The organism is Halothermothrix orenii H 168, from assembly GCF_000020485.1.
Lineage (GTDB): Bacteria > Bacillota > Halanaerobiia > Halanaerobiales > Halothermotrichaceae > Halothermothrix > Halothermothrix orenii.
On the sequence record NC_011899.1, the window covers coordinates 2101708 to 2123226 of the forward strand.

The 21519-nt window shown below is 40.3% G+C and carries 18 protein-coding genes and 1 riboswitch; all 18 genes read right to left on the reverse strand.

Annotation, left to right across the window (positions count from 1 at the left end):
- Nucleotides 1-12: 12 nt before the first annotated feature.
- The gene (locus HORE_RS10130) at nucleotides 13-1206 is read right to left on the reverse strand and encodes an O-acetylhomoserine aminocarboxypropyltransferase/cysteine synthase family protein (protein ID WP_015923673.1); all 1194 of its coding nucleotides are present in this window, start codon (nucleotides 1204-1206) and stop codon (nucleotides 13-15) included.
- A gap of 68 nt (nucleotides 1207-1274) precedes the next feature.
- Entirely contained in the window at nucleotides 1275-2180 is a 906-nt protein-coding gene (locus HORE_RS10135) for a methylenetetrahydrofolate reductase (protein WP_050748624.1), read from the reverse strand.
- Between the two features lie 30 nt (nucleotides 2181-2210).
- Nucleotides 2211-4670 carry a homocysteine S-methyltransferase family protein gene (locus HORE_RS10140; RefSeq protein ID WP_015923675.1) on the reverse strand — a complete coding sequence of 820 codons (2460 nt, stop codon included), beginning with the start codon at nucleotides 4668-4670 and terminating at the stop codon, nucleotides 2211-2213.
- A gap of 96 nt (nucleotides 4671-4766) precedes the next feature.
- Nucleotides 4767-4872: riboswitch (SAM riboswitch) on the reverse strand.
- 220 nt (nucleotides 4873-5092) lie between these two features.
- Nucleotides 5093-5875, reverse strand: coding sequence for a hypothetical protein (locus HORE_RS10145; protein WP_143710058.1), 783 nt, complete (start codon nucleotides 5873-5875; stop codon nucleotides 5093-5095).
- Nucleotides 5844-6242: a hypothetical protein gene (locus HORE_RS10150; RefSeq protein WP_015923677.1), complete on the reverse strand. Its 399-nt coding sequence runs from the start codon at nucleotides 6240-6242 to the stop codon at nucleotides 5844-5846. Before HORE_RS10150 ends, HORE_RS10145 begins: the two co-directional genes overlap by 32 nt.
- A gap of 283 nt (nucleotides 6243-6525) precedes the next feature.
- Nucleotides 6526-9240, reverse strand: a complete 2715-nt coding sequence (locus tag HORE_RS10155; RefSeq protein ID WP_015923678.1) for an alpha/beta fold hydrolase — start codon at nucleotides 9238-9240, stop codon at nucleotides 6526-6528.
- A 139-nt stretch (nucleotides 9241-9379) separates the two neighbouring features.
- Entirely contained in the window at nucleotides 9380-10333 is a 954-nt protein-coding gene (locus HORE_RS10160) for a hypothetical protein (RefSeq protein WP_015923679.1), read from the reverse strand.
- Between the two features lie 106 nt (nucleotides 10334-10439).
- On the reverse strand, nucleotides 10440-11492 hold the full coding sequence (locus tag HORE_RS10165; protein ID WP_015923680.1) for a hypothetical protein: 1053 nt from the start codon (nucleotides 11490-11492) through the stop codon (nucleotides 10440-10442).
- 12 nt (nucleotides 11493-11504) lie between these two features.
- Nucleotides 11505-12257 (reverse strand): outer membrane lipoprotein-sorting protein, encoded by a 753-nt coding sequence (locus tag HORE_RS10170; RefSeq protein WP_015923681.1) that lies wholly within the window; start codon nucleotides 12255-12257, stop codon nucleotides 11505-11507.
- 12 nt (nucleotides 12258-12269) lie between these two features.
- The gene (locus HORE_RS10175; RefSeq protein ID WP_015923682.1) at nucleotides 12270-13472 is read right to left on the reverse strand and encodes an ABC transporter permease; all 1203 of its coding nucleotides are present in this window, start codon (nucleotides 13470-13472) and stop codon (nucleotides 12270-12272) included.
- Nucleotides 13450-14148, reverse strand: a complete 699-nt coding sequence (locus HORE_RS10180) for an ABC transporter ATP-binding protein (protein ID WP_015923683.1) — start codon at nucleotides 14146-14148, stop codon at nucleotides 13450-13452. Before HORE_RS10180 ends, HORE_RS10175 begins: the two co-directional genes overlap by 23 nt.
- On the reverse strand, nucleotides 14145-14957 hold the full coding sequence (locus HORE_RS10185) for a tetratricopeptide repeat protein (RefSeq protein WP_015923684.1): 813 nt from the start codon (nucleotides 14955-14957) through the stop codon (nucleotides 14145-14147). The genes HORE_RS10180 and HORE_RS10185 overlap by 4 nt, the downstream gene beginning before the upstream one ends.
- Before the next feature lie 19 nt (nucleotides 14958-14976).
- Nucleotides 14977-16035 (reverse strand): sensor histidine kinase, encoded by a 1059-nt coding sequence (locus HORE_RS10190; RefSeq protein ID WP_015923685.1) that lies wholly within the window; start codon nucleotides 16033-16035, stop codon nucleotides 14977-14979.
- 5 nt (nucleotides 16036-16040) lie between these two features.
- A complete protein-coding gene (locus HORE_RS13220; protein ID WP_015923686.1) occupies nucleotides 16041-16670 on the reverse strand; it encodes a response regulator in 630 nt (209 codons plus the stop codon).
- A 356-nt stretch (nucleotides 16671-17026) separates the two neighbouring features.
- Nucleotides 17027-17749 (reverse strand): ABC transporter permease, encoded by a 723-nt coding sequence (locus tag HORE_RS10200; RefSeq protein ID WP_083763059.1) that lies wholly within the window; start codon nucleotides 17747-17749, stop codon nucleotides 17027-17029.
- Nucleotide 17750: 1 nt separating this feature from the next.
- Nucleotides 17751-18224: an ABC transporter permease family protein gene (locus HORE_RS10205; RefSeq protein ID WP_015923688.1), complete on the reverse strand. Its 474-nt coding sequence runs from the start codon at nucleotides 18222-18224 to the stop codon at nucleotides 17751-17753.
- A complete protein-coding gene (locus HORE_RS10210; RefSeq protein WP_015923689.1) occupies nucleotides 18205-18963 on the reverse strand; it encodes an ABC transporter ATP-binding protein in 759 nt (252 codons plus the stop codon). Before HORE_RS10210 ends, HORE_RS10205 begins: the two co-directional genes overlap by 20 nt.
- A 493-nt stretch (nucleotides 18964-19456) precedes the next feature.
- Entirely contained in the window at nucleotides 19457-21460 is a 2004-nt protein-coding gene (locus HORE_RS10215) for a methyl-accepting chemotaxis protein (RefSeq protein WP_015923690.1), read from the reverse strand.
- Between the last annotated feature and the right edge of the window lie 59 nt (nucleotides 21461-21519).

The following is a 21519-nucleotide window of genomic DNA, read 5'->3' on the forward strand; positions in this document are numbered from 1 at the left end:
AAGAAAGATAAACTACCCCCCCAGGGCCTGATCCAGGTCATCAATTATATCCCATACATCCTCTATTCCTACCGATAGTCTGATTAAATCAGGGGTAACCCCTGCCTTTTCCTGCTCCTCTCTACTCAACTGCTCATGGGTGGTAGAGGCAGGGTGAATAATAAGGGTGCGGGTATCACCTATATTGGCAAGTAGAGAACACAGTTCCACCCTGTTGATAAGGTTCCGGGCCGCTGAATAACCACCTTTAACCCCGAAACAAATCATTCCACCAAACCCCCGCTGCTGCTTTTTGGCCAGTTCATGCCGGGGATGGTCAGGAAGGCCAGGGTAAGTCACCCATTCAACCCTTTCATCTCCGGAGAGCCACCGGGCAACCTCCATGGCATTACTACAGTGTTTTTCCATTCTCAATGAAAGGGTCTCTAACCCCTGGATGAAAAGCCAGGCATTAAAGGGGCTTATGGCAGGACCAGTATCACGGTAAAGCTCAGTCCGGACTTTATGGATAAAATCACGGGTTCCAACAATAACCCCCCCAATTGAATTACCATGACCCCCGATATACTTGGTAGTAGAATGGACTACAATGTCAGCCCCCAATTTAAGGGGCTGGCTTAAATAGGGAGTATTAAAGGTATTATCAACAACTACAGTTATACCGTATTGATGGGCCAGGCTGGATACAGCCTCAATATCAACAATATTAAGCCGGGGATTGCCCGGTGATTCCAGGTAAAAAACCCGGGTTTTATCTGTTATAGCCTGCTCCCAGTCATTTATATCATCAGGTTTGACAAATCTGGTCTTAACCCCATACCGGGGGAGACTCTCAGCCAGAAGATGATAGGTCCCTCCGTAAATATAGCTTGATGATACCACCTCTTCCCCCTGGCTGACCAATGTCAGTATAGTCAGGGTAATAGCAGACTGCCCCGATGAGGTTGCCAGCCCGGCCTCCCCTCCCTCGAGGACGGCCATCCTTTCTTCAAAAACTTTAGTTGTCGGGTTCCCAATTCTGGTATAAATATACCCTTCTTCTTCTTCGGCAAACAGGCCAGCAGCATGTTCAGCACTATCAAACATATAGGATGTTGTCTGGTAAATGGGAACTGCCCTGGATTTGCTCCCTTCCTGGACCGGGTCATAACCATGGTGTAAAGCCAGGGTATTAAATCCATACTGCTTTTTTGTCTTTTTATTCATTTATAATTCCTCCCTGTAATTACCTTATTATCCTGTTACAACTCTTTTTATTCCTTACCATAATCCCCCTATAATATTGCCCGATTACCCTCTGTCAAAATAGCATCAACCAGCTCACTGACGACTTCCATTCTTCCCATGGGCATAATATGAATTCCGTCAACATAATCCTTAATATTTAGAACAAATTCTTTCGCCAGTTTTATTCCGGTCCTTTCATCACCCTTTTTTATTGCCTTCATGACCGGAGCCGGTATGTCAACGCCCGGGACATTTTCATGAATATATGTGGCCATTTTATAATTTTTAAGAGGCATAATCCCGAATAAAATCCTGGGTTTTACCGGCCATAAAGCCTCTATTGTTTTAATCCTTTCCATAAAATTAATCACTACCCCGGGGTCATAAACTATCTGGGTCTGAATAAAACGGGCCCCGGAGCCGATTCTGGATTTAAGTTTCTCAATTTCAACCGTCAGATTACCACCGGGGTTAATACCGGCCCCGATGGTAATATCCAGGGGTCCATTTAAAGGATTACCTGCATAATCCCGACCCCCGTTCAACTGATTGGCCAGTTTTACAAGAGCGGTTCCATCACAATCGAAAACACCTGTGCTGGAAGGGTGATCCCCATATTCCGGTTTATCTCCGGTCAGGAACAAATAATTTTTGACACCCAGAAGGGCCCCACCGAGAAGCTCACTCTGTAACCCAATGAGGTTTCGATCCCGACCGGTCAAATGACAGATAAAATCAACCTTAAAATTAAACTTATTTTTAAGGTGATGGGTCAAAGCCACTGGATTCATTTTCATCCTGGCCATGGGTGAATCAGTAAAATTAATGGCATCCACATAATCTGACAGGTATTTAACCTTCTCCACTACATCCTCAGTATTGACCCCTCTTGGTGGATCTAGCTCAGCTGTAACAATAAATTCCCTTTCCGTTAAAACCCTGCTAAAATCCAACTCTACTCTCTCCTCCCTGCTCATAGGACATTAATTTAAATTTAGATATTTTTTTACTTTCCTTACCCCATCGAGGGCATCACCGGCATAGAGGTCAGCCCCTATCTCCCGGGCAAAATCCTCACTGGTAACTGCACCACCAATGATTATTCCTCCCTTAAACCCTTTCTGTTTCAGGATATTGACGGTCTCCCTCATCTTCTCCATGGTTACGGTCATTAAGGCACTTAATCCCACGATATCAACTTTATGGTCAAAGGCTGCTTCTACAATATCATCACTTTTAACATTTACCCCGAGATCTACAACCTCAAAGCCATAGTTATTAAAGACTACCTTAACTATATTTTTGCCAATATCGTGAATATCACCTTCTACAGTAGCCAGCAGAATCCGGCCGGCTTTATTTATTTCTCTTCCTTTTGAGTTCATCCTCTCCTTTAAAAGGTCAAAGGCCTTTTTAACAACCCGGGAGCTCTGCATCAACTGGGGCAAAAAATACTCTCCCCTGTCATATAGGTCACCAACCCTTTTAAGCCCCTTTACCATGGCCCTATTAATTATTTCCCGGGGTTGATATAGCTCCAGGGCCCGGGCAACCTGTTCTTCTATAATGTCAGTATCTCCGCTAACCACTATATCCGCAATCGATGACAGGAGACGGTCATTTTCCTTATCCCTGGATGATTTAGTCTCTTTATTATTATCCAACCGATCCTCTTCCAGGGATTTATTACCCTGAAAATTCCCATACCACTTCAAAAAATTCTGTCCGTTTCTATCCCGGGCAGTTAAAAGATTAGCTGCCCTGACTGTGGCCATTAAATCCTCATCCACGGGATCAACAATGGGGAAGTCAAGACCTGCCCCCAGGGCCATAGCCAGAAAGGTTCTATTAATTAATTTTCGGTTCGGAAGCCCATGGGAAACATTACTGATACCCATGGTAGTTTTAACCCCCAGTTCCTCCTTGATCCTTTTTAAAGTCTCAATCCCCTTCATAACCTCTGACTGGTTAGAACCGGCTGTTAAGACAATGGGGTCAATAATAATATCTTCTTCACCAAGTCCATATTCTCTAGCCCTGGCTATAATCTGTCTAGCAATCTCAAGCCTGCCCTCAACCTCAGAAGGAATCCCCCTATCATCAAGGGTCAATCCAATAACAGCTGCTCCATATCTACAGGCCAGGGGAAATACTTTATCCATAACGTCAGGATTACCATTTACTGAGTTGATCAAGGCCCGACCGGTATATTCCTTTAAAGCAGTTTCCAGGACTCCGGTCCTCGGTGTATCGATTACCAGGGGAACATCAACCTCAAGCTGTAATTCCTGGATAACTTTTTTCATACACTTTTCCCGGTCAATGCCGGCCATCCCGATATTAACATCGAGTAAGTGGGCCCCGGCAATAACCTGTTCCCGGGCTTCTTTCCTTAAAACAGACCATTTTTCTCCTTTTAAAGCCTCTTTTAAATCATTTCTCCCGGTGGGATTAATCCTTTCCCCGATGAGAAAAACCGGTTTATCCTCACTTGCCTGTAAATAGGTGTGGTTACTAGTTAAATATGTCCGGTTTTTATTCTCATCTTTTGCATCAGTATTTGTATTATTACTTACTTTAGCTTCATAAACAACCTGTTTTATCCCTTTAATAAACCGGGGATTGGTCCCACAGCACCCCCCAATCAATTTTACATTATACTTTAAAAGTTCTGGTATTTTATCTGTAAAGGCATCAGGGGTTTGAGGATAAACTGTTTCGCCACCTTTGCTTTCAGGGAGCCCTGCATTTGGGAAAACACTCAGGGGTTTTGAAGTAACCCGGGACATTTTCTTTATAACTATAAGGGCTTCTTCAATCCCGGCCACACAGTTAACACCGATAACATCTACTCCCATTTTATCAAGAACAATGGCAACCACCTCAGGGGGAGAACCCGTCAAGGTTATCCCCCTCTCTGTAAAAGTCATCTGGGCAATAACCGGTACATTAAATTCTTTAGCTGCTACCACCGCTGCCCGGAGTTCTTTAAGATCACTCATGGTCTCGATAATAACCACATCTACCCCGGCGTGAACCAGGTATGATATCTGTTCTTTAAAAACGTCCCTGGCCCTGTCGAAGGAAAGATCGCCATGGGGCTCCATTAATTTTCCAGTAGGGCCAACCGAGCCTGCCACAAAAACCTTTCCCGCTGCTTTGCGGGCCAATCCTGTGGCTTTTACATTAATCTCTTCTATCTTATCTTCTAACCCCAATGATTTAAGTTTCAGCCTGTTGGCCCCAAAGGTATTGGTTTCTATTAACCCTGCACCTGCTGCTACATATTCCTTATGGATTTTATATATGGTATCCGGCTTTTTTATAACCCAGCTTTCAGGGGCATGCCCGGATGAAAGTCCACAGGCCTGAAGCATGGTACCCATAGCTCCATCCCCAATTATTATTTTTTCCTGTAATGTACTGGTAAAATCATTAGCCACTTTTTAACCCCCTAAAATCAATTGTATTTTTCCTAGACATTAAAAAACCTCTTCTTGCTGGAAGAAGAGGTTTAAAAGTTCTAACGAACCGTTAAACTCTCATCTTCCAGCATTTTGCTGCAGGAATTGGCACCTTACCTGTCATTCATTGGTAGGTTGCCGGGTTTCATCGGGCCAGTCCCTCCACCACTCTTGATAAGAGTATAGTAAAATATTCTATTTTTTACTGTAGTTAATATTTAGTAATACTTTATCATAATTATACACTCAAGTCAAGAATTAATTTTTTTTACCAAAAGTTATCTTCATCTTCCTGACCCCGTGGTTGCCATAATATAAAGGTTCACTTGTAAAATAACCGTTTTAAAATCCTATGGTATTTATTTCTCTACCTCCTTTAAAAATATATCCAGGATAATATCCTATTCATCGTAATCTATTATCCAGAGCTTTTCTTTGTACGGTTCTTCCCAGTTTGAGTCAAGTTTCTGTGTAACTAAAGTCTCGTAATTATTGTCATTGTCAATATCTTCATTAATTAGATTAAATATTTCCTTTTCTCCATTCTCCGTACACAGTTCTTCAATCCACGGCCTGTAAACAAATTTATCATCCTCCCAGTAAACAGCATACCCATTGGTGAATATTAATTTGGGGTAATTACCATCAGGGGGTAAAATATACCCGATTATTCTTGGACTGGAAAGCCAATCAAACTCAATACTATATTTTTCTGTATTAGACACAGGACTATATATCTTATATGTTTTTTTTGGATAATCTTTTATTCTCTTTATCTTCTCTAATTCTTTATCATTGTTTAAATTAAAAGCAATAAAAGGATATTCATTACTACTATTTAAAATAGGTAGTACTTCTTTCTCTGGCTTTGATAGTATTACTTCATTATTTTTTACTTCTATTTTGTTCCATGTTGTTCTATCAACTTTTACATAAACCCCTTTATTTTCTATCTCCGTAAATTTTTTTAATAAATACTCATCATATTTATATTCACATTCCCATTTCTTTACTAACTTCCCCTGCTGTTCTCCCAGTACAAACAAATAGCTTGTGGTTAATTTGTCTACCTGAATTAACAGGTTATTTTTTATCTCAATCATATCAACTACATCTCTGGTTTCCTCTTCCCAGATAAGATTTAAGTTTGCCTTATCTTCTTTTATATACAAAAATGTCTCCAAGTTCTGCACCCTGTGACCTTACCAGGACCAATTCATCCTGTCCATCTCTATTAAAATCTATAAATATTGCCCCTAAATATGGGTATTCCCCTAAACCTTTAGGTATATGGCTGTAATTTAATTTTAATTTCTGGAATTTTTTATTTTTTATGCTATACAGATTTAATGTAAATTTATCTGGTATAAAATCTGTTAGTTTTTCTGCTAACTCTATAGTTACCAATAAATTAATATCATTATATTTTCCTGTAGCAAAATTGCCAGAATTAGAAAAAAAAGTTTTCGACTTTAAATTAATTGCCTCTATAGAACATGATATTGCAAAAAGAGATATAATCATCAAAAATATGATTAATTTCTTTTTCATTTAAACCCTCCTTATCAATATAATCAAATGCCATGTTTCATATACATATTAATTTCTCTATTATTGGTATTTATTCCTTTTTATGATAAGAATTCGTTTTTAAACTAAAAAAAGTAGCCTGAATCAGGCCACTCTTTTCGTTGATATATATATTTACTACTTTTAATTAAAAATTAGCTCCGAGATACAGGTGTCATCATATTTGCTCTCCCTGTACACCTTTAGAATGGTTATCTTTACTCTGGTGACTTTCTTTGGCCGGAACAATCACATTATTTCTATTTTAAAACGAATGACCAAATCCCATATTAAAAGTAGTCTGGCGGTCTATCCTGTCAAAACCAAGGTCCGCCCTAACAGGTCCCAGAGGAGTGTAAATAGCAACACCAAGGCCACCATCAACCTCCCAGTTTATCGTGGAAAAATCTTCGCTGACCGGAATTATCTTTCCGCCATCTACAAAGATAATTGCCGATACCAGCTCATTTAAAAGAGGATGATGGTATTCAACACTGGTTGATAGATAACGGGTTCCAGCCCTGTCATAACTTTGTCCCCTCAGGGGAATACTGCTAAAACCTCCTCCTTTAAACTGGTAGTTTAAGGGGGTGTTGCTGCTGGAAAGCCCTCCGTTAAAAGAAAATATAAGTCTTCCCTGACCGGCCTTTTTTTCAATGTGCCATTTAAATTTTGAACGAACGAAATCAGGAAATCCTTCCCCGGGGGAATAAGCATAATCAAGATGGACTATTAAATTTCCCACCTCTTCCAGAGATAGTGTAATCCCCGGGATTAAATACTTCTGTTCTATAGGAGAGGCATCTTCTTTTTTATAATTTTGTTCCTGATAACCTAATGAATATTCCACCTTCCGGTAAGGGGCGGGAGTATTGCTAAAATTCAAACTGGTTTTAAAACCTTTTTCCGAAAAACTAATATTATTAAATTCCTCCCGCCTGGTGTAATTTATATATTCACAGGATGTTACCCAGCCCTGTCGTGCCGTATAATCAAAACCGACAAGCCACCAGGGTTCAGCCGACCAGTTAACCCCTACAAAGGGACTCAATCCATTGCCTAATGGATTTCTCAACCTCTGGGTAAACTGACTGGAAGCCAGATTGATTGTCTTAAAGATAACAAACTCTCCCGGATGGATCATAAAGGGATTAGAATCATGGACCCTGATCACAACACTAACTTTGTTCCCCTCTATAACCTTATCTTCAACTTTGAGGTTAAGGGGATTAAAGATGTTCATATGATATAACCGCTGTTCAGTTAGATCCTTAATCTCCCTGGTCCAGGGAGCCCCAATCCTGAAAGGTAATTGACTGGTTATAAGCCCCTGATTGCTTCTGGTCAAACCAATTATTTTAATATCACCAACGACATATGACTTCTCTCCATAATCGAGATTATTCCTCTCATAATCAATGGCCCTTGCCACCAGCGTTTTCCGGTGGTCATATTCCCTGAGTTTGTTATAATAAAACTCAGCCCTCCCTTTATCCTTTAAACCATCCCGGTATATTACATATATTTTATAAAGAGATTTGACCCTGATGTTTTCATGAACATCCATGGTGAGCATTTTCTCATAAAGATCTATAGCTTCTCTATAACGGGCGGTCCGCGGTCGGGCCAGGGATTCAGCCAGCCATTCCAGGTAATAGACTTTATTAGATTTTTTTAGTACCTGTAATGCTTCCTGTTCTTCTGGTCCGGGGTCAGAAAGTCCTCCCCGGGAACTGTTTTCAAATATATAGAGGCGAGCAAAGGCTTTTTCTTCATCACTTAATCTATAGTGCCATGTTTTCCCCTCAACGACAGCTATAACTGGCCTGAAGACATAATAACTTTCCGGTTTAAAAGATAGATTAAAGACAGCCCTTTTCTGGTCAGGGGAAAAGACATATTTTTTATATGTAAGTTCACCATCTTTTTCCAGACAAACCTGGACCGGTGAGGGTTTATTAATCCTTTTATCCAGAGTTATCATGACCTGATATCCTTTTGCCTTTTTCAGAACTTTTGCCGAGACAGGGACTTCAAACATATTAAGCCTTTTGCCCTGGTAGATGGAATCAAAATAATTATTTAAAACAGCCCTTACCTGCCTGCTTTGAAAATAATAATAACCAAAATGGTTTGCATCGAAATAATATAATTGTTTATTATGACCTGGAATTTTATTATATATATCGAAGGCCATTAACTTAAAAGGCGGATGGTCTAGCTTACCTGACATTATTAAAACAGGAACCCTGATATCAGATACAAGCTTTTCCAGGTTATAGTCAGAAAAAAAGCCGTCCAGTCTTTTATCAGCCACCCCGATAAAGTTCCGGAAAATCCAGGGGAAGGCATAATTATCACCAAATCTATACTCCCTCACCAGCCTCATATAGTCTGAAAAAGGGGAGGCAGAAATAATACCATCAATTAACCCTTCCTGATCCCGGGCAGCAGCCAGTAAAACACTATATCCCCCCAGACTGTGACCGACCACTATAGTGGGAATATCTGGAGAGAGTCTCTCCAGATATTTTACTGCACCCAGGATATCATTTGAATAGTCGTTAAAACCGTTAAACCTGTGATCCAAACCTCCCCATCCAGCCAGGTCTATAGTCATTTCATTAAACTTATAACGGGAACTATTTTCAATATAATGTTTAAGAAAAACACCATGAAAATAATAAGACTTTCCCGAGCGGCCGTATCCATGGACAAAAATAACATTAAAATGGGGAGAATCTACAGTCCTTAAAAATGCACTGACCCTTTTTTCTCCCCCGTAGTCCGGAAAGGTAACCTCACCCCAGCCCCTTTCAGGAATATCCCTAACTGTATAATCTGCTGGTGTCTTATTAAAGTAATCATTAATAATACTCTCAAATATACCTGCCTCACAGCGGTCACTTAAAAAACCTGAAAGTAAAATTATGGTCAAAAAAAAGAATATTAAACCCCTGGCCAGGTTAGTTTTTCTCATAATAATCCCTACCTTCTGTAACCATTTTCCAATATATTACCATAAATCAGGGATTTAATCAATTAAGTGATTTTTATACTAAATTTGTGAGCCCGGTTTACGACCAGAAGAATCAATTATAAAAGAATTTATTATTATGTTAATAACTAAAACTGACAAAAAACATGGTCTGCCACTCCCCTTTATCGGTTACAAACTCCTCAAGACGATATTCTACCTGCCCCATGGCCCAGACCAGACCCAGGCCCCCACTGGTATGTAATTTAAAATCCTTCACCGATTCATCCGCAGAAATCACATCACCGGTCCGGACAAAGACCGAACCATTCATCAGGGCCAGAAAGGGGTTATCACTGTAAGGATAGATTTGAAACTGCCTTTCCAGAAAGAGGCTGACCAGCCTGTTTCCCTTTTCATTTTCATACCCAGTGACATAAGAGGACAGATTATAACAGGGTTCTATCCGGGATGAGGAGTTAATATAACCAAATCTGGGTACTATCCTGTACTCCCCTAGTTTAACCGGCAGGGTCAGGTTTGATATATAGTAACTATCACCCTCTGTTATATCCTGACCTGAAGTTACATTGAAATAAAACTTTATTTCATTAAGGACATCATAGTGAAGGTCTTTATAATAGCTAAGGTAGGCAAAACGGGTCTTTATTTCTTCATTAAAACTGGAACCGATTTGTCCCTGAAACAGCAAAAAGGCCAGGCCGTGTTCCGGTTCGATGGGATAAGATACCGCTGCCTTTACCCCCTTCTGGTATATATAACCAGGAAGGTTATTATTTAACCAGTAATGGTAATTCAGGTCAAAATAAAGTCCCTCCCATTCCGTCCGGTTACCTACCCTGTAATATACCTCATTATTACTATAATCATAAGCAGCCCCAAGGTAAGGATACTGGTCAGAAATTTTTTCTTCCAATCCCTGAAGATGATGGCTATATTCCAGACCAACAATACTCCCTTCAAAGGGAAGAATCGGCTTGAATTTAGCCTTTACCTGATAACGAAAAGGGCCAACCCCTGCTGTTATTACTGTTACCACAGTTAATATCAATAATATTTTAAGAAACCTTTTCATACATATCCCTCACTTTCAATGATAGACTTAAGTTTAGACTAAATATAGGTTGGTGCATTCTTACCTGTCCCTGTCTTAATTATTCAATTATAGACTTAAGTCAGGACTAAATACTGATTTTTACCCTGAAGGTCAATTTCCAGTCGTGATAAACACCATAGCTCCCCTGATAATTATTTATCTCAAGCCCGGGGGTTATATTATCATCTCCAATATAATCCAGGCTTAAAGTACGAATTTCACCGTAATCACTCCAGTTTACAACATCTCTTATCTGCCATTGCCAGTCTGACATAAGGTCTCCATTAATAAAATTGATCAGGATCTGATCATGCCCACTGCGGTCCCGGTACACTTCACCCACCAGAATATGTCCTGAAGGCAGTGTGTATTTACCACCCACTAAGTATTGATAGGAAACGGTATCCCCGGGGTAACAGGAGAGATTGGCACCCACCTGGAGGGCAAACCCATTCAGGAAATCCCGTGAATAGCTCCCCCCTAGATTAATATTATCTACCTGGCCATTACTGCCTTCTCTGGTCTCATTGTCTTTCTTTAGATAAGACATTACTACTTTATAATCACTCTGGTTCATCAGTGAACCAACCCTGATCCAGCTTCCAGTATTAATATCTTTCCCATTTGCAATTTCATTTCCGTCTACCACCGCTGAACCAAAGGATAAATTGTAACGGAGACCCGGGAGATTAAATTCACCACCCCAGTAATTTCTGTCAGCCTTGAGGGGGTAGGTAGGGGAATAGCTAAAGCCTTCACCCCACCTCCAGTCTCTTTTGCCTGCTTCAAAGACCCCCGGTCCGGCAAAACCACTTATGGTTATTTCTTCAAAGTCAGCCCTGAACTTCTGCCAGTCCCCCTTTACCCCGAGGCTATACTGATAGTTCCCGACCAGCCCGCTAAAATCCAGTTGTATTTCAGTGGCAGCTTCTGTTATGGTGTCCTTCCGGGCCACTGGTCCCGGTGGGGTCACATGCCTAAAACTATATTCATTAACCAGGTCCATATTGAAGTGATAAGCCTTTACCTTACCGGTAACAGGACTGCCATTTAAAATACCTGCCAGTATAAATAAGGTGCCAATAACAGGGAGAACCTTTTTTACCAGACCTTTTATCCCTTCCGTGGTTTTCTTCATAACTTCACCCCACTATTCCCTTATTAATAACCTGAATTTATCCAGCGTCAGGGGCTGAAAAGCCTGCTCAGGTAAGTCCCCGGGTTTTACATCCTTAAAAATAAGGACTGTCTTTCTATCACGTTCATATAGCAGATTTTTAACAGTTATGTCAGCCACTTCAATACCGGCCATTTCCCGGTGATTATGATAAATTAATTCCTTTAAAGGCTCTCCATTGACCCCTTTGAGGATGACCCGCTCAATCTGTAAGCTGTCCCCGGAAACATAAAGGTCGGCCATCTGATATGCTGTTTTACTGTCCCTGGCCTTAAGTTTTAAAATAAAATGTTCCTTTTCTTCCTCCATACCCAGCGGTTTATACTCCCGGTAATAATCTATTCCCATTGTCTCTGCAATACCGGCTTCACCGAAAAGCTTTTGCCGCGGTGATATTCTAATCGGTCTTCTAAGACCCTCCTGGTACTTCCAGGTATTATGGCCTACCACCAGATAACGGTCATTAACAAACCTCTCAGGTGCCAGAAATGTGGCAATAGACCTTTTACTATCATATATATAGACCCGGACCCGGGCCTGATGGCTATCTTCCCCTTCATAGGTAATAACCTCAAAGTCCATGATACACGACCATTCCAGGTTCATTTTCTTATCAAGATTTAAAAGGATCTCTTCAGGGGTTAAAGACAGGGCCTCGACCGGTAAAGCTCCCCAGATTAATATTCCCATCAAAATAAACAGGGTAGTTCCAGTTATTTTTTTCATATAATTACCCTCCTATGAATATCTTAACATCTCAACTACATTTATTCTTGAAGCCTTAAGGGCTGGATACAGGGCCGATAGAGTAGTCGAAACCAGAATAATAATAAAGGGAGTAACCCCATTACTGAAGGCCAGTTTAAAATAAAGGGGTACCGGCTCACTGACATTGGGAGGGGTATAGGTAATATAGGCATTATTTAAAGCATAGCCGATACCCCAGCCCAGGGTAAGTCCAATAATACCCCCGATAATCCCCAGTATTAACGCCTCCTGTAGAAGCAGGGTAAAAACCTGTCTTCTCCGGGTTCCGATAGCCCTGATAGTCCCGATCTCATTCATCCTCTCAAAGAAGGCCATTGACATTATCTCCAGGATACTGAAAAAGACCAGTATAAATATTATGGTAGACAGGAAGAAAAAGATAAGGTCATACATGGCTTTTACCTGATGGTACATGGTCGCCAGGTCCAGCCAGGTTTTAATATCAACCTTAAGTCCCATCTCCTCAAATTTTTCTTCAAGGCGAGTCTTAACCTCTTCAGTCTTCCCTGTGTCTTCAAGGGAAACTATTACCTTATCAACCCCATCGGTATTTAATAGATTCTGGGCAAAAGACAGGGGCATCATAATAAAGTAATTATCAGCTTCAGCACTATAGGTAGAAAAAGATCCCGAAACTTTAAGGCTACTGGCGCTGTAAGCCCCATCAAGGGTTGTAGCCATTAGAGAAAACCAGTCATCAACTGACAGATTCAGTTTTTCCATTACCCCTTTTCCCAGAAGAACCCTGGTCCTGTCTCCAGGAAAGAGGTTAAATCCTTCTTCAATCATTACACTTTGATTAAAGCTATTACCGGGCTCAATTCCTGTTCCAGAAACAATGGTACTACCCTTTTCGGTCCCCAAAATTCCCGAAACCTTAAGTTCACTGGTAAAGTTATTTACATCATCAACAGACTCAAGGACCCCGGTGATAGCTTTATGGTATTCACCTGTAAGTAAAAGCCTTTCCTGTCCCGTATTTCCCCAGAATCCCTCCGGTGCTATCTGGAGGTGACCATTCCTGGATATGGACATCATTTTTAGTCCGTCATAGGTTGCAGCAAAATAACCCTTTACCAGAAAAAGTACCATTACCCCGAAGATAATAATCCCCAGAATAAGGAGGGACCTCCTTTTATTCCGTAAAATATTACGCCATGCTATTTTTATCATAATTATTCACCTCTAACCTGCCATCCCTGATTTTAATTAACTTCCTGGCGTATTGATTTATTGAAAGGTCATGGGTTACTATTACAAAGGAAACCTGAAAATCATGGTTTAAACGGTTCATTAACTCTATTATTTTTCGACCGGTTCCGGTATCCAGATTACCGGTAGGCTCATCAGCCAGAACCACGTCAGGTTCAGTTACCAGGGCCCGGGCGATAGCCACCCTCTGTTTCTGCCCCCCTGATAACTGTGAAGGCCGGCGGTCTGCCATATCGAGCAACCCCACCTGGTCGAGAATACAATCGACTCGCTTTTTTCTCTGAGATCTGTCAATTTTCTGTAATAAAAGCGGATACTCCACATTTTCCCGGGCCGTTAAAACAGGGATCAATTCAAAAGACTGGAACACCAACCCTATTTTATTCCTTCTAATTAAGGTCCTTTTACTATCCTTTAACTCAGATAATGGCTTGCCGTCAATATAAACCTCTCCTTCGGTAGGCCGGTCAACACCGGATAAAATATTTAATAAAGTTGTCTTCCCACTTCCCGAGGGGCCATTAATAACAATGAAATCACCTTTATTTATCTCCAGGTCTACCCCTTTGAGGGCATAGACCTTTTCTGCCTGAGTGGTATAGACCTTCTTGATACCCCGGGCCTTTAGAATGGTCATTTTTCCTCCCCTTCCTGTTTTTTAATTGATTCCATAAGCCATCTGGCCCAGCCACTGCCAGGGTATATCTCAAGGGCCTTCTTTACATACCTCATGGCCGCAGAAGCCTCCCCCTTCTTTTTATGGGCAGTTGCCAGCCACATATAGGAAATAAAATTATCAAACCTGTCATTACTCTCCAGAGCTTTTTGAAGGGTTTTAATCCCCTTATTGACATCACCACCACCGATTTCAGGGGCATTTATGTAATAAATAGCCATGGTATTCAGGGCTCTATAATTTGTTCTATCAAGGCTCACCGCTTTCTGGGCCAGTTTTAGGGACTGGGGTCCTTTTGTCACGGCAAAAAGGGAACCCTTGTAATTCATAAGCCTCATATAGGCATCGGCCATAAGCCGGTAAGCATCACTGAAGTCAGATTTATTATCAATGGCTTTTCTGGCAAGCTGACTGGCCTTATCAAAAGATACAGCCGCCTCCCTTTGTTTACCTAAGGCTTCAGCAACCTCTCCCTGGAGGAACTTTAACTGTCCCTGCCAGTAATATTTTTTATAGTTGTCTTCAGATGAAGATAGAATTTCTTCACAGTTATCAACGATCTTTTTTATTTCCTGATAACCCCCCTCACCATTGTAAAAAATATCCCGGGCCCTGACATATAACTTCTGACCCTTCTGTAGGGGAGACTCCTCTCCGGCCTGAACCATAGAAGAAACTACCACCAGACTTAATCCCACCATAATAACCATTGCCATAAACTTTAATGGCCAAATATTCTTAATGTTGCTTCTATTAAATCTCTTTAACATTTTCCTCATCCTCCTTATTTTAATGAATAGAAACTTTTACAGTGGTTCCCTGTCCCGGTTGTGACTCTATATCAAAGTCACCACCAACATCGTTGACCCTGTCCTTCATTCCCGAAATCCCAAACCGGCCACTGCCTGCCTTAACTCTGCCAACATTAAACCCTTTCCCATTATCCTTTATAGCCATTGTAATTCCATTATTGCCTATACCAAGGGTTATGCTGACCTTATCGGCATCAGCATGTTTTACAATATTATTTAGGGCCTCCTGTGCTACCCGGTATAAGGCAAGCTGGACTTCACTCTCAACCCTGTTTTCATTACCATTAAGATGTGTGGTGATTTTCAGATTATAACGGTTTCTGTACAACTCAACCAGGCTTTCCAGGGCTTCAAAAAAATCTTTCTCCCTGAGGTGGACCGGTTTTAGTTCATAGATCATAAGCCTCATTTCGGTCTGGACCTCCTGGACCATCTTCTTCAAATCCTCAACTGTCTTTCGAACCCTATCATGGTCCCCCTCATCAATTAAAACCTCCAGGGTATTAAGATTTAAGTTGATTCCAAAAAGGTTCTGGGATACAGAATCATGGAGTTCCCGGGCAATCCTGTTTCTTTCTTCAATAATGGCCAGTTTTTTATTTTCCTTTTCAAGTTCAAGTTTCTCCTGTTGTTGTTCGAGCACATAAAAAAACAAGGAGATCATAACCGAACCAATCCCTACCCCCAGACTTATATATAAATTGAAACTAAAAGGAACTCCAATTAAGGGAAAGAAAATAAGTCCACACAAATAAAATACCAGACTACTTGCCAGGTAGGTAATAAAACTCCGCCCCAGTACATTACTAATTACAGGTAGAGAAAAATTTGCAGCAATATAAATCACTGACTGACTGCTGATTGAAATTAAAAAACCAACAATGTACCCGAAAATAACATAGATTATAAAGAGCAAAAATGGGTTGTCAGTTTTTGAAAAACCAGAAAATGAAAAGAAAAACATAAGTGATATCCCGATACCAATAATACCACTTTTAAAAGAATTCTTAGTTATAGCCAGAATACTTTTTCTCATTAATATCACCTATCTACCAGATTATTTTCTATAGCCTTAATAACTGCCTGAGTCCGGTCTTTAACATCCAGTTTCTTTAAAATATTACTGACATGGGTTTTAACAGTAGTCTCAGATATGCACAGGGTTTTGGCTATATCACGGTTAGAATTACCCCTGACAAGGCACGCCAGGACTTCCTTCTCACGGGGTGTTAGTGGCTCTGTCTTACGTCCCTTCCGGGCTGCCCTTTTCATGATTTTTTTGGCAACACCAGGGGTTAAAACAGGTTCCCCCCGCCGGGCTGCCTTTATAGCCTCAACCAGTTTTTCGGGACGGGAATCCTTCATTACATAACTTAAGGCTCCGGCATCTATGGCCTCAATTACCTCATCCTCTTTATTAAAACTGGAAAGAATGATAACTTCAGTCCCGGGGTTTTTCTTTTTTATCTCCCTGGTAACTTCAATCCCGTTAAGCCCGGGAAGCCGCAGATCGACCACCGCCACCTCTGGATTTAATTTTGCAATTTCTTTAATGGCCTTTTCTCCATTACCTGATGTCCCAACAATTTCAATTCCCTCCCGGGTATTTAAATATGCTTTCAACCCCTGAAGGACAAATGGATGATCATCAACCAGGTATACCTGTATCATACAAACACCCCTTTTTGATAAATAAACAATTACACAGTAAAAATTTATGAGATCAGCCTTTATAACAGGAAAAATTCTTTGAAAAAAAATCAATTGTAATACAGGCTGGAATAGAAAACCATAATCATGTTCCCCGGGTTAATTTAATTATATGCTAAAACTCCTTTTAATTCATCAACCGGGAGCATGATATTTAGTAAAAATAAGTAGGATCTTTTTCTCCTACTTTCGTAGGAGAACATTGTCTCCAAAAACACCGGCAGGATAACAGGACCCTTAACCTCCCTATACAAAAAAGAGGTAAGGATATCCTCCTTACCCCTGGGCCCTAAAAATATATTATCCTGTGTTTAATTCTATGTCCTGAAGATAATACTTTCACGCTGAAATAGCCTGACTGACATATAGTTTAATAAAAACCCGAAGATAGAGGAGCTTATAACCGTCATCCAGAAGTTAATAGCCTCAGCATTTAAACTTAAGACATCCTGTAACATAAAGATTACATTTAATATTGGAATTAAATACATGGGGGTTGATATGCTAAAGGCCCCACTCATCGACATAACCCCGATAAGTATTACGGCCATATATGCCGGCATCACATAGGAGTTTCCTTCTTTGATATTTCTGGCAAAACTACCCGCCAGCATCACTATTCCACTAATTATAAAGGCCAGTAATACCAGTAAAACCAGCATCTGGATAAGCCAGCCACCTGACATACTGACCACCAGATCCAGTTCTGAACCTGTAGCCCTGAAGGCAAAATTATAGGCAAAAACAATCCCTACAATATTGAGGATAGCCGAAAAGGTGGAAATTATTATCAGGGTTATTAGCTTACCAGTTACTACTTCTGACCGGGTTAACTGGGTTACCAGGAGGGTACTCAGGGTCCCCTTCTCCTTCTCTCCTGCGGTAATATTTATCCCCACGTTCATGGCCCCGACAAAAATTGAAATAATTACAAAGTAAGGAATTACTATTCCCAGAAAGTGACCACTTTGTTCCTCTTTAGAGGCCCTGTCAATAACAGTATAGCTTACAGGATTGATATAATTATCACTTATATTCAGTCTACTGAGCCGTTTTTTTTACAATCTGCTTTTGGTATCTCATTACCAGTTTTTCAAATCTATCGAGACCTGCCTGTGACCGCTCCCGGGTATTATTATAAAAAACGGTGATCTGGCCTGTCTTTCCTTCATTAATATTATCCTGGAAATCATCTTCCACCCTGAGGTAAAGGGAGATTAACCCCTCCTTAAGGGCCTCTTCAGGGTCCCTGCCCAGATAAGTAGCACCCCGGATACCCTCTTCTCCTTTCAGGTAACCAACCAGGCCCGGTGCCTTCTCTCCCCCCTCTATAAATATATAGGTAATCTCTTCATAGCTTTGCTGTTGGGCCATCATCTGGAAATAGGTAATCCCCCCTAACAGCAGTGGTAAAAAGACAAGGGGCATTATTACCATTGTAATAAAGGTCCTTCTATCCCTTACTATCCCCTTAAGTTCTTTAAATATTAAATACCTAATTCTGGTCCAGTTCATAGTCTTCACCTACCAGTTTAAAGAATATGTCTTCAAGTCTTTCTTCCCCTGTCTGCCCGGACAGATCCTTATGACTTCCGGTAGCAATTAGTTCTCCATCAAACAGTATCCCCAGACGGTCACAGATGCTTTCCGCCAGGGTCATATTATGGGTAGATACTATGATAGATTTGCCCCTATCCCTCAGCTGTTCTATCAGGCGGGTTACAACCCGGGCAGCCATAATATCCAGACCGTTTATCGGCTCATCAAAGATTAAAATCGGGGGATCGGGCAATAAAGCCCTAGCTATAGATACCTTTTGTTTCATCCCTGTCGAGAAATTATCAACCCGCCGGTCGGCATATTCTTCAAGACCGAGCTGTTTGAGGATTTGCGGAATCCTTTTTTCAGTTTCCGTTCCGGGCATACCATTGACCCGGGCAAAAAATTCTAAAAGCTCCCTGACCGTGAAGTAGTCATAAAGGTTCATTTCAGCTGTAAGAAAACCAAGACTTGACCTCACTTTCTGACTATCAGTAACGGTATTATATCCTTTTACCGTAACCTCTCCTTCGGTAGGCACCATCAGGGTTGATATAATCCTGAGGGTGGTGGTCTTTCCGGCTCCATTGGGACCCAGAAGTCCGAAAATTTCCCCGGATTTGACCCTGAAAGAAACATTTTTTAAAGCAGTGATAACCCTGTCCTTTTCCTTAAAAACCTTGGTTAGATTATTAACCTCAATCAGACTATCCATTACTTTCCCTCCTACCACTCAGATTTATATAATAATGCCATATAAAAATATTTAAATCATTTGCCATCCCTCATTTAATTTTTACTTAACCCTGGTCTAAATAATATTGGATTAAAAAGTTAACAATAATATTTTTGCCATTATCAATGATATAACTTACATCTACATTTTATTTATACATCATATTATACATTCCCCTGAATAAGTCCTGCATAAAAAAACAGGATTAAGCATGCTACTTCGCTTATAACTCCCACCATAAAAATAATCCTCAGCAGGAGCATGAATACTTAATCCTGTCTGTTAAGATAGTACCTAGTTACTTTCGGATACAGGACGCTCCCATATTTACTTAAAATACAATTCTTTAGCAATTATCTCTTTGAATGCTAATCCCTCATCTATCCTCCGGTATCTTTGGCTCCGTTATCTTTCTATACCAAAGTTATTTTACACTAACTTTAAAAAAATGGTTATATAAATTTGTCATTAACTAAATGTTAAATCGATCAATTGATTTGTTTAAGTTTTCTGCCATGCTGGCCAGTTCATCTGCCAGTGAAATTATATTATCAATTGAACTCTTTTGCTCTTCACTTGCTGCTGCTACTTCCTGTGAGCTTGCTGATATCTCTTCAGATATACCTGCTATATTTTGAACATTTTCTACTATCCTTTTACTATTATTGTTTGCTTTCATTAGAGCCTCATTAGACTTTTCAAATCCATTGTTTACATTTTTAACTAGTTGACTTATATCACCAAAAGCCTCGCGGGCAGAATTAACAACTGCCTCCCCTTTATTTACTTCTTCTGTGCCTTCCTGCATTCTCTTACTTGCTGCCTTTGTTTCCTGTTTAATATCGGTTATTAAATCACGTATCCTGTCTGCTGATTTTACCGATTCGACTGCAAGTTCCCGTATTTCTTCAGCAACTACGCTAAAACCACGGCCTGCATCTCCTGCCCTTGCAGCCTCAATGGCAGCATTTAATGCCAGCAAGTTTGTCTGTTCTGCTATATTATTTATTAAATTTAAAATATCATCTATTTCTTCCGATGCAGATTCCAGGTAAGTAAAACCACGGGCAGCTTTATGAATAGTATCTTTTATCTTATCCATCTGTTCTTTTACCCTCTTAATTTCCTTGCTTCCCCTGTCTGAAGCAAGGTTCATACTGCCTGCAAGCTTTCTGACCATCTGGTTTGACTCATTAACAAGGCTCAGCTCCTCAGCCAGGTTCTGAATTTGCTTATTTACATCTTCAATATTGTTGGCCTGTTCGTCTGAGCCGGATACCAGCTCTTCAATTGATGACAACACCTGGTCTGTCATATTACCTACCTGTAGGGAATTATCTTTCAGGTTGTGTGAGGAACCACCTACCATTTTAGCTGCATCTTTAATGGATATAATAATTTTTTTCAACTGTGTTACCATACTGTTAAATACCTTTGTTAACTGTCCAATCTCATCTGACCGTTTAAGATCAAATTTAACCGTTAAATCACCCCGGGCAACCCTCTGGATGTTATTTGTGAAAAAAGAAATGGGTTGCAGTAGATATCTTCTTATTACAATGTATACTGCCAGAACTAAAATAAAGAGAATAGTTAATTCAATTATCACCATTTTCCTTTGAATCCTGTTCAATCCAGAAAATACTTGTTTTACGGGCACCGATACAATAATAGTACCATCAATAAAAGGAAGTGGAACATATGATCCCAGATACTCGGTCTGGTTAAAGGTATATTGAAGGTTATCGGCCCTTGTTTTATTTATGTTATCAATGTTAATTACCTGTGCAAAGTCCTTACCTTCAATTACCATATCATGGTCATAGTGGGCAATTAACTTTCCTTTGCTATCAACCATAAATGATAAGACATTGTCTTCATTCAACATATCACTGACAAGGGTTGAAAATTTTTTTAAAGATATTGTTGCGCCCAGAACCCCGCTCAACTTACCGTCAAACCCATTGATTGACTTTGATAGCGTAATCACCGGATAACCATCGTTCTTATTTTTTTTCAGGTTACCTATTACCAGACCTTCTGTAGTTACTGCCTTTTTGTACCATTCCTCCTGAACTGGATCATAATCCGGTGAGAATTCAACTACCGGGAAATGTATGATTTCCCCTTTAACAGAAGCAAAGTACATAGAGACAAACTGTGGATAGTCAGCTGTAATTTTATTAAATAAATCCATCATTGGAAACCTGCTGCCTGCCCTGACTATATCCTGTTTTGAAGTTAACTCAAACATATTAACTGTTTCCTTAATAAAAGCATCTACTTCACTCTGGATGGAACATGCCATACCAAAGTTCCTTTCCTGAACTAGTGAAGTAATCTCTTCTGATACAAGAGAATTAATGGTAACTCCAAAAAACAGAACCAAAATTACTACTACAAGAAAGACAACCCCGATAACTTTTATTGTTAAACTACTTCTCAACCTAAAATTGGTCTTCTTTTTACTTTTCATTGTCTCCCCCTTCTTTAACTAAGTTTTTTGACACTGATAATACTGTTAAAGAAGAGAAC

Excerpts from the sequence above, each read along its gene's own strand:
- HORE_RS10130 (WP_015923673.1), bottom strand. The coding sequence starts at position 1,206 with ATGAATAAAAAGACAAAAAAGCAGTATGGATTTAATACCCTGGCTTTA.
- HORE_RS10205 (WP_015923688.1), bottom strand. The coding sequence starts at position 18,224 with ATGAACTGGACCAGAATTAGGTATTTAATATTTAAAGAACTTAAGGGG.
- HORE_RS10190 (WP_015923685.1), bottom strand. The coding sequence starts at position 16,035 with ATGAGAAAAAGTATTCTGGCTATAACTAAGAATTCTTTTAAAAGTGGT.
- HORE_RS10150 (WP_015923677.1), bottom strand. The coding sequence starts at position 6,242 with ATGAAAAAGAAATTAATCATATTTTTGATGATTATATCTCTTTTTGCA.
- HORE_RS10170 (WP_015923681.1), bottom strand. The coding sequence starts at position 12,257 with ATGAAAAAAATAACTGGAACTACCCTGTTTATTTTGATGGGAATATTA.
- HORE_RS10215 (WP_015923690.1), bottom strand. The coding sequence starts at position 21,460 with ATGAAAAGTAAAAAGAAGACCAATTTTAGGTTGAGAAGTAGTTTAACA.
- HORE_RS10175 (WP_015923682.1), bottom strand. The coding sequence starts at position 13,472 with ATGATAAAAATAGCATGGCGTAATATTTTACGGAATAAAAGGAGGTCC.
- HORE_RS10180 (WP_015923683.1), bottom strand. The coding sequence starts at position 14,148 with ATGACCATTCTAAAGGCCCGGGGTATCAAGAAGGTCTATACCACTCAG.
- HORE_RS10160 (WP_015923679.1), bottom strand. The coding sequence starts at position 10,333 with ATGAAAAGGTTTCTTAAAATATTATTGATATTAACTGTGGTAACAGTA.
- HORE_RS10165 (WP_015923680.1), bottom strand. The coding sequence starts at position 11,492 with ATGAAGAAAACCACGGAAGGGATAAAAGGTCTGGTAAAAAAGGTTCTC.
- HORE_RS13220 (WP_015923686.1), bottom strand. The coding sequence starts at position 16,670 with ATGATACAGGTATACCTGGTTGATGATCATCCATTTGTCCTTCAGGGG.
- HORE_RS10210 (WP_015923689.1), bottom strand. The coding sequence starts at position 18,963 with ATGGATAGTCTGATTGAGGTTAATAATCTAACCAAGGTTTTTAAGGAA.
- HORE_RS10185 (WP_015923684.1), bottom strand. The coding sequence starts at position 14,957 with ATGTTAAAGAGATTTAATAGAAGCAACATTAAGAATATTTGGCCATTA.
- HORE_RS10155 (WP_015923678.1), bottom strand. The coding sequence starts at position 9,240 with ATGAGAAAAACTAACCTGGCCAGGGGTTTAATATTCTTTTTTTTGACC.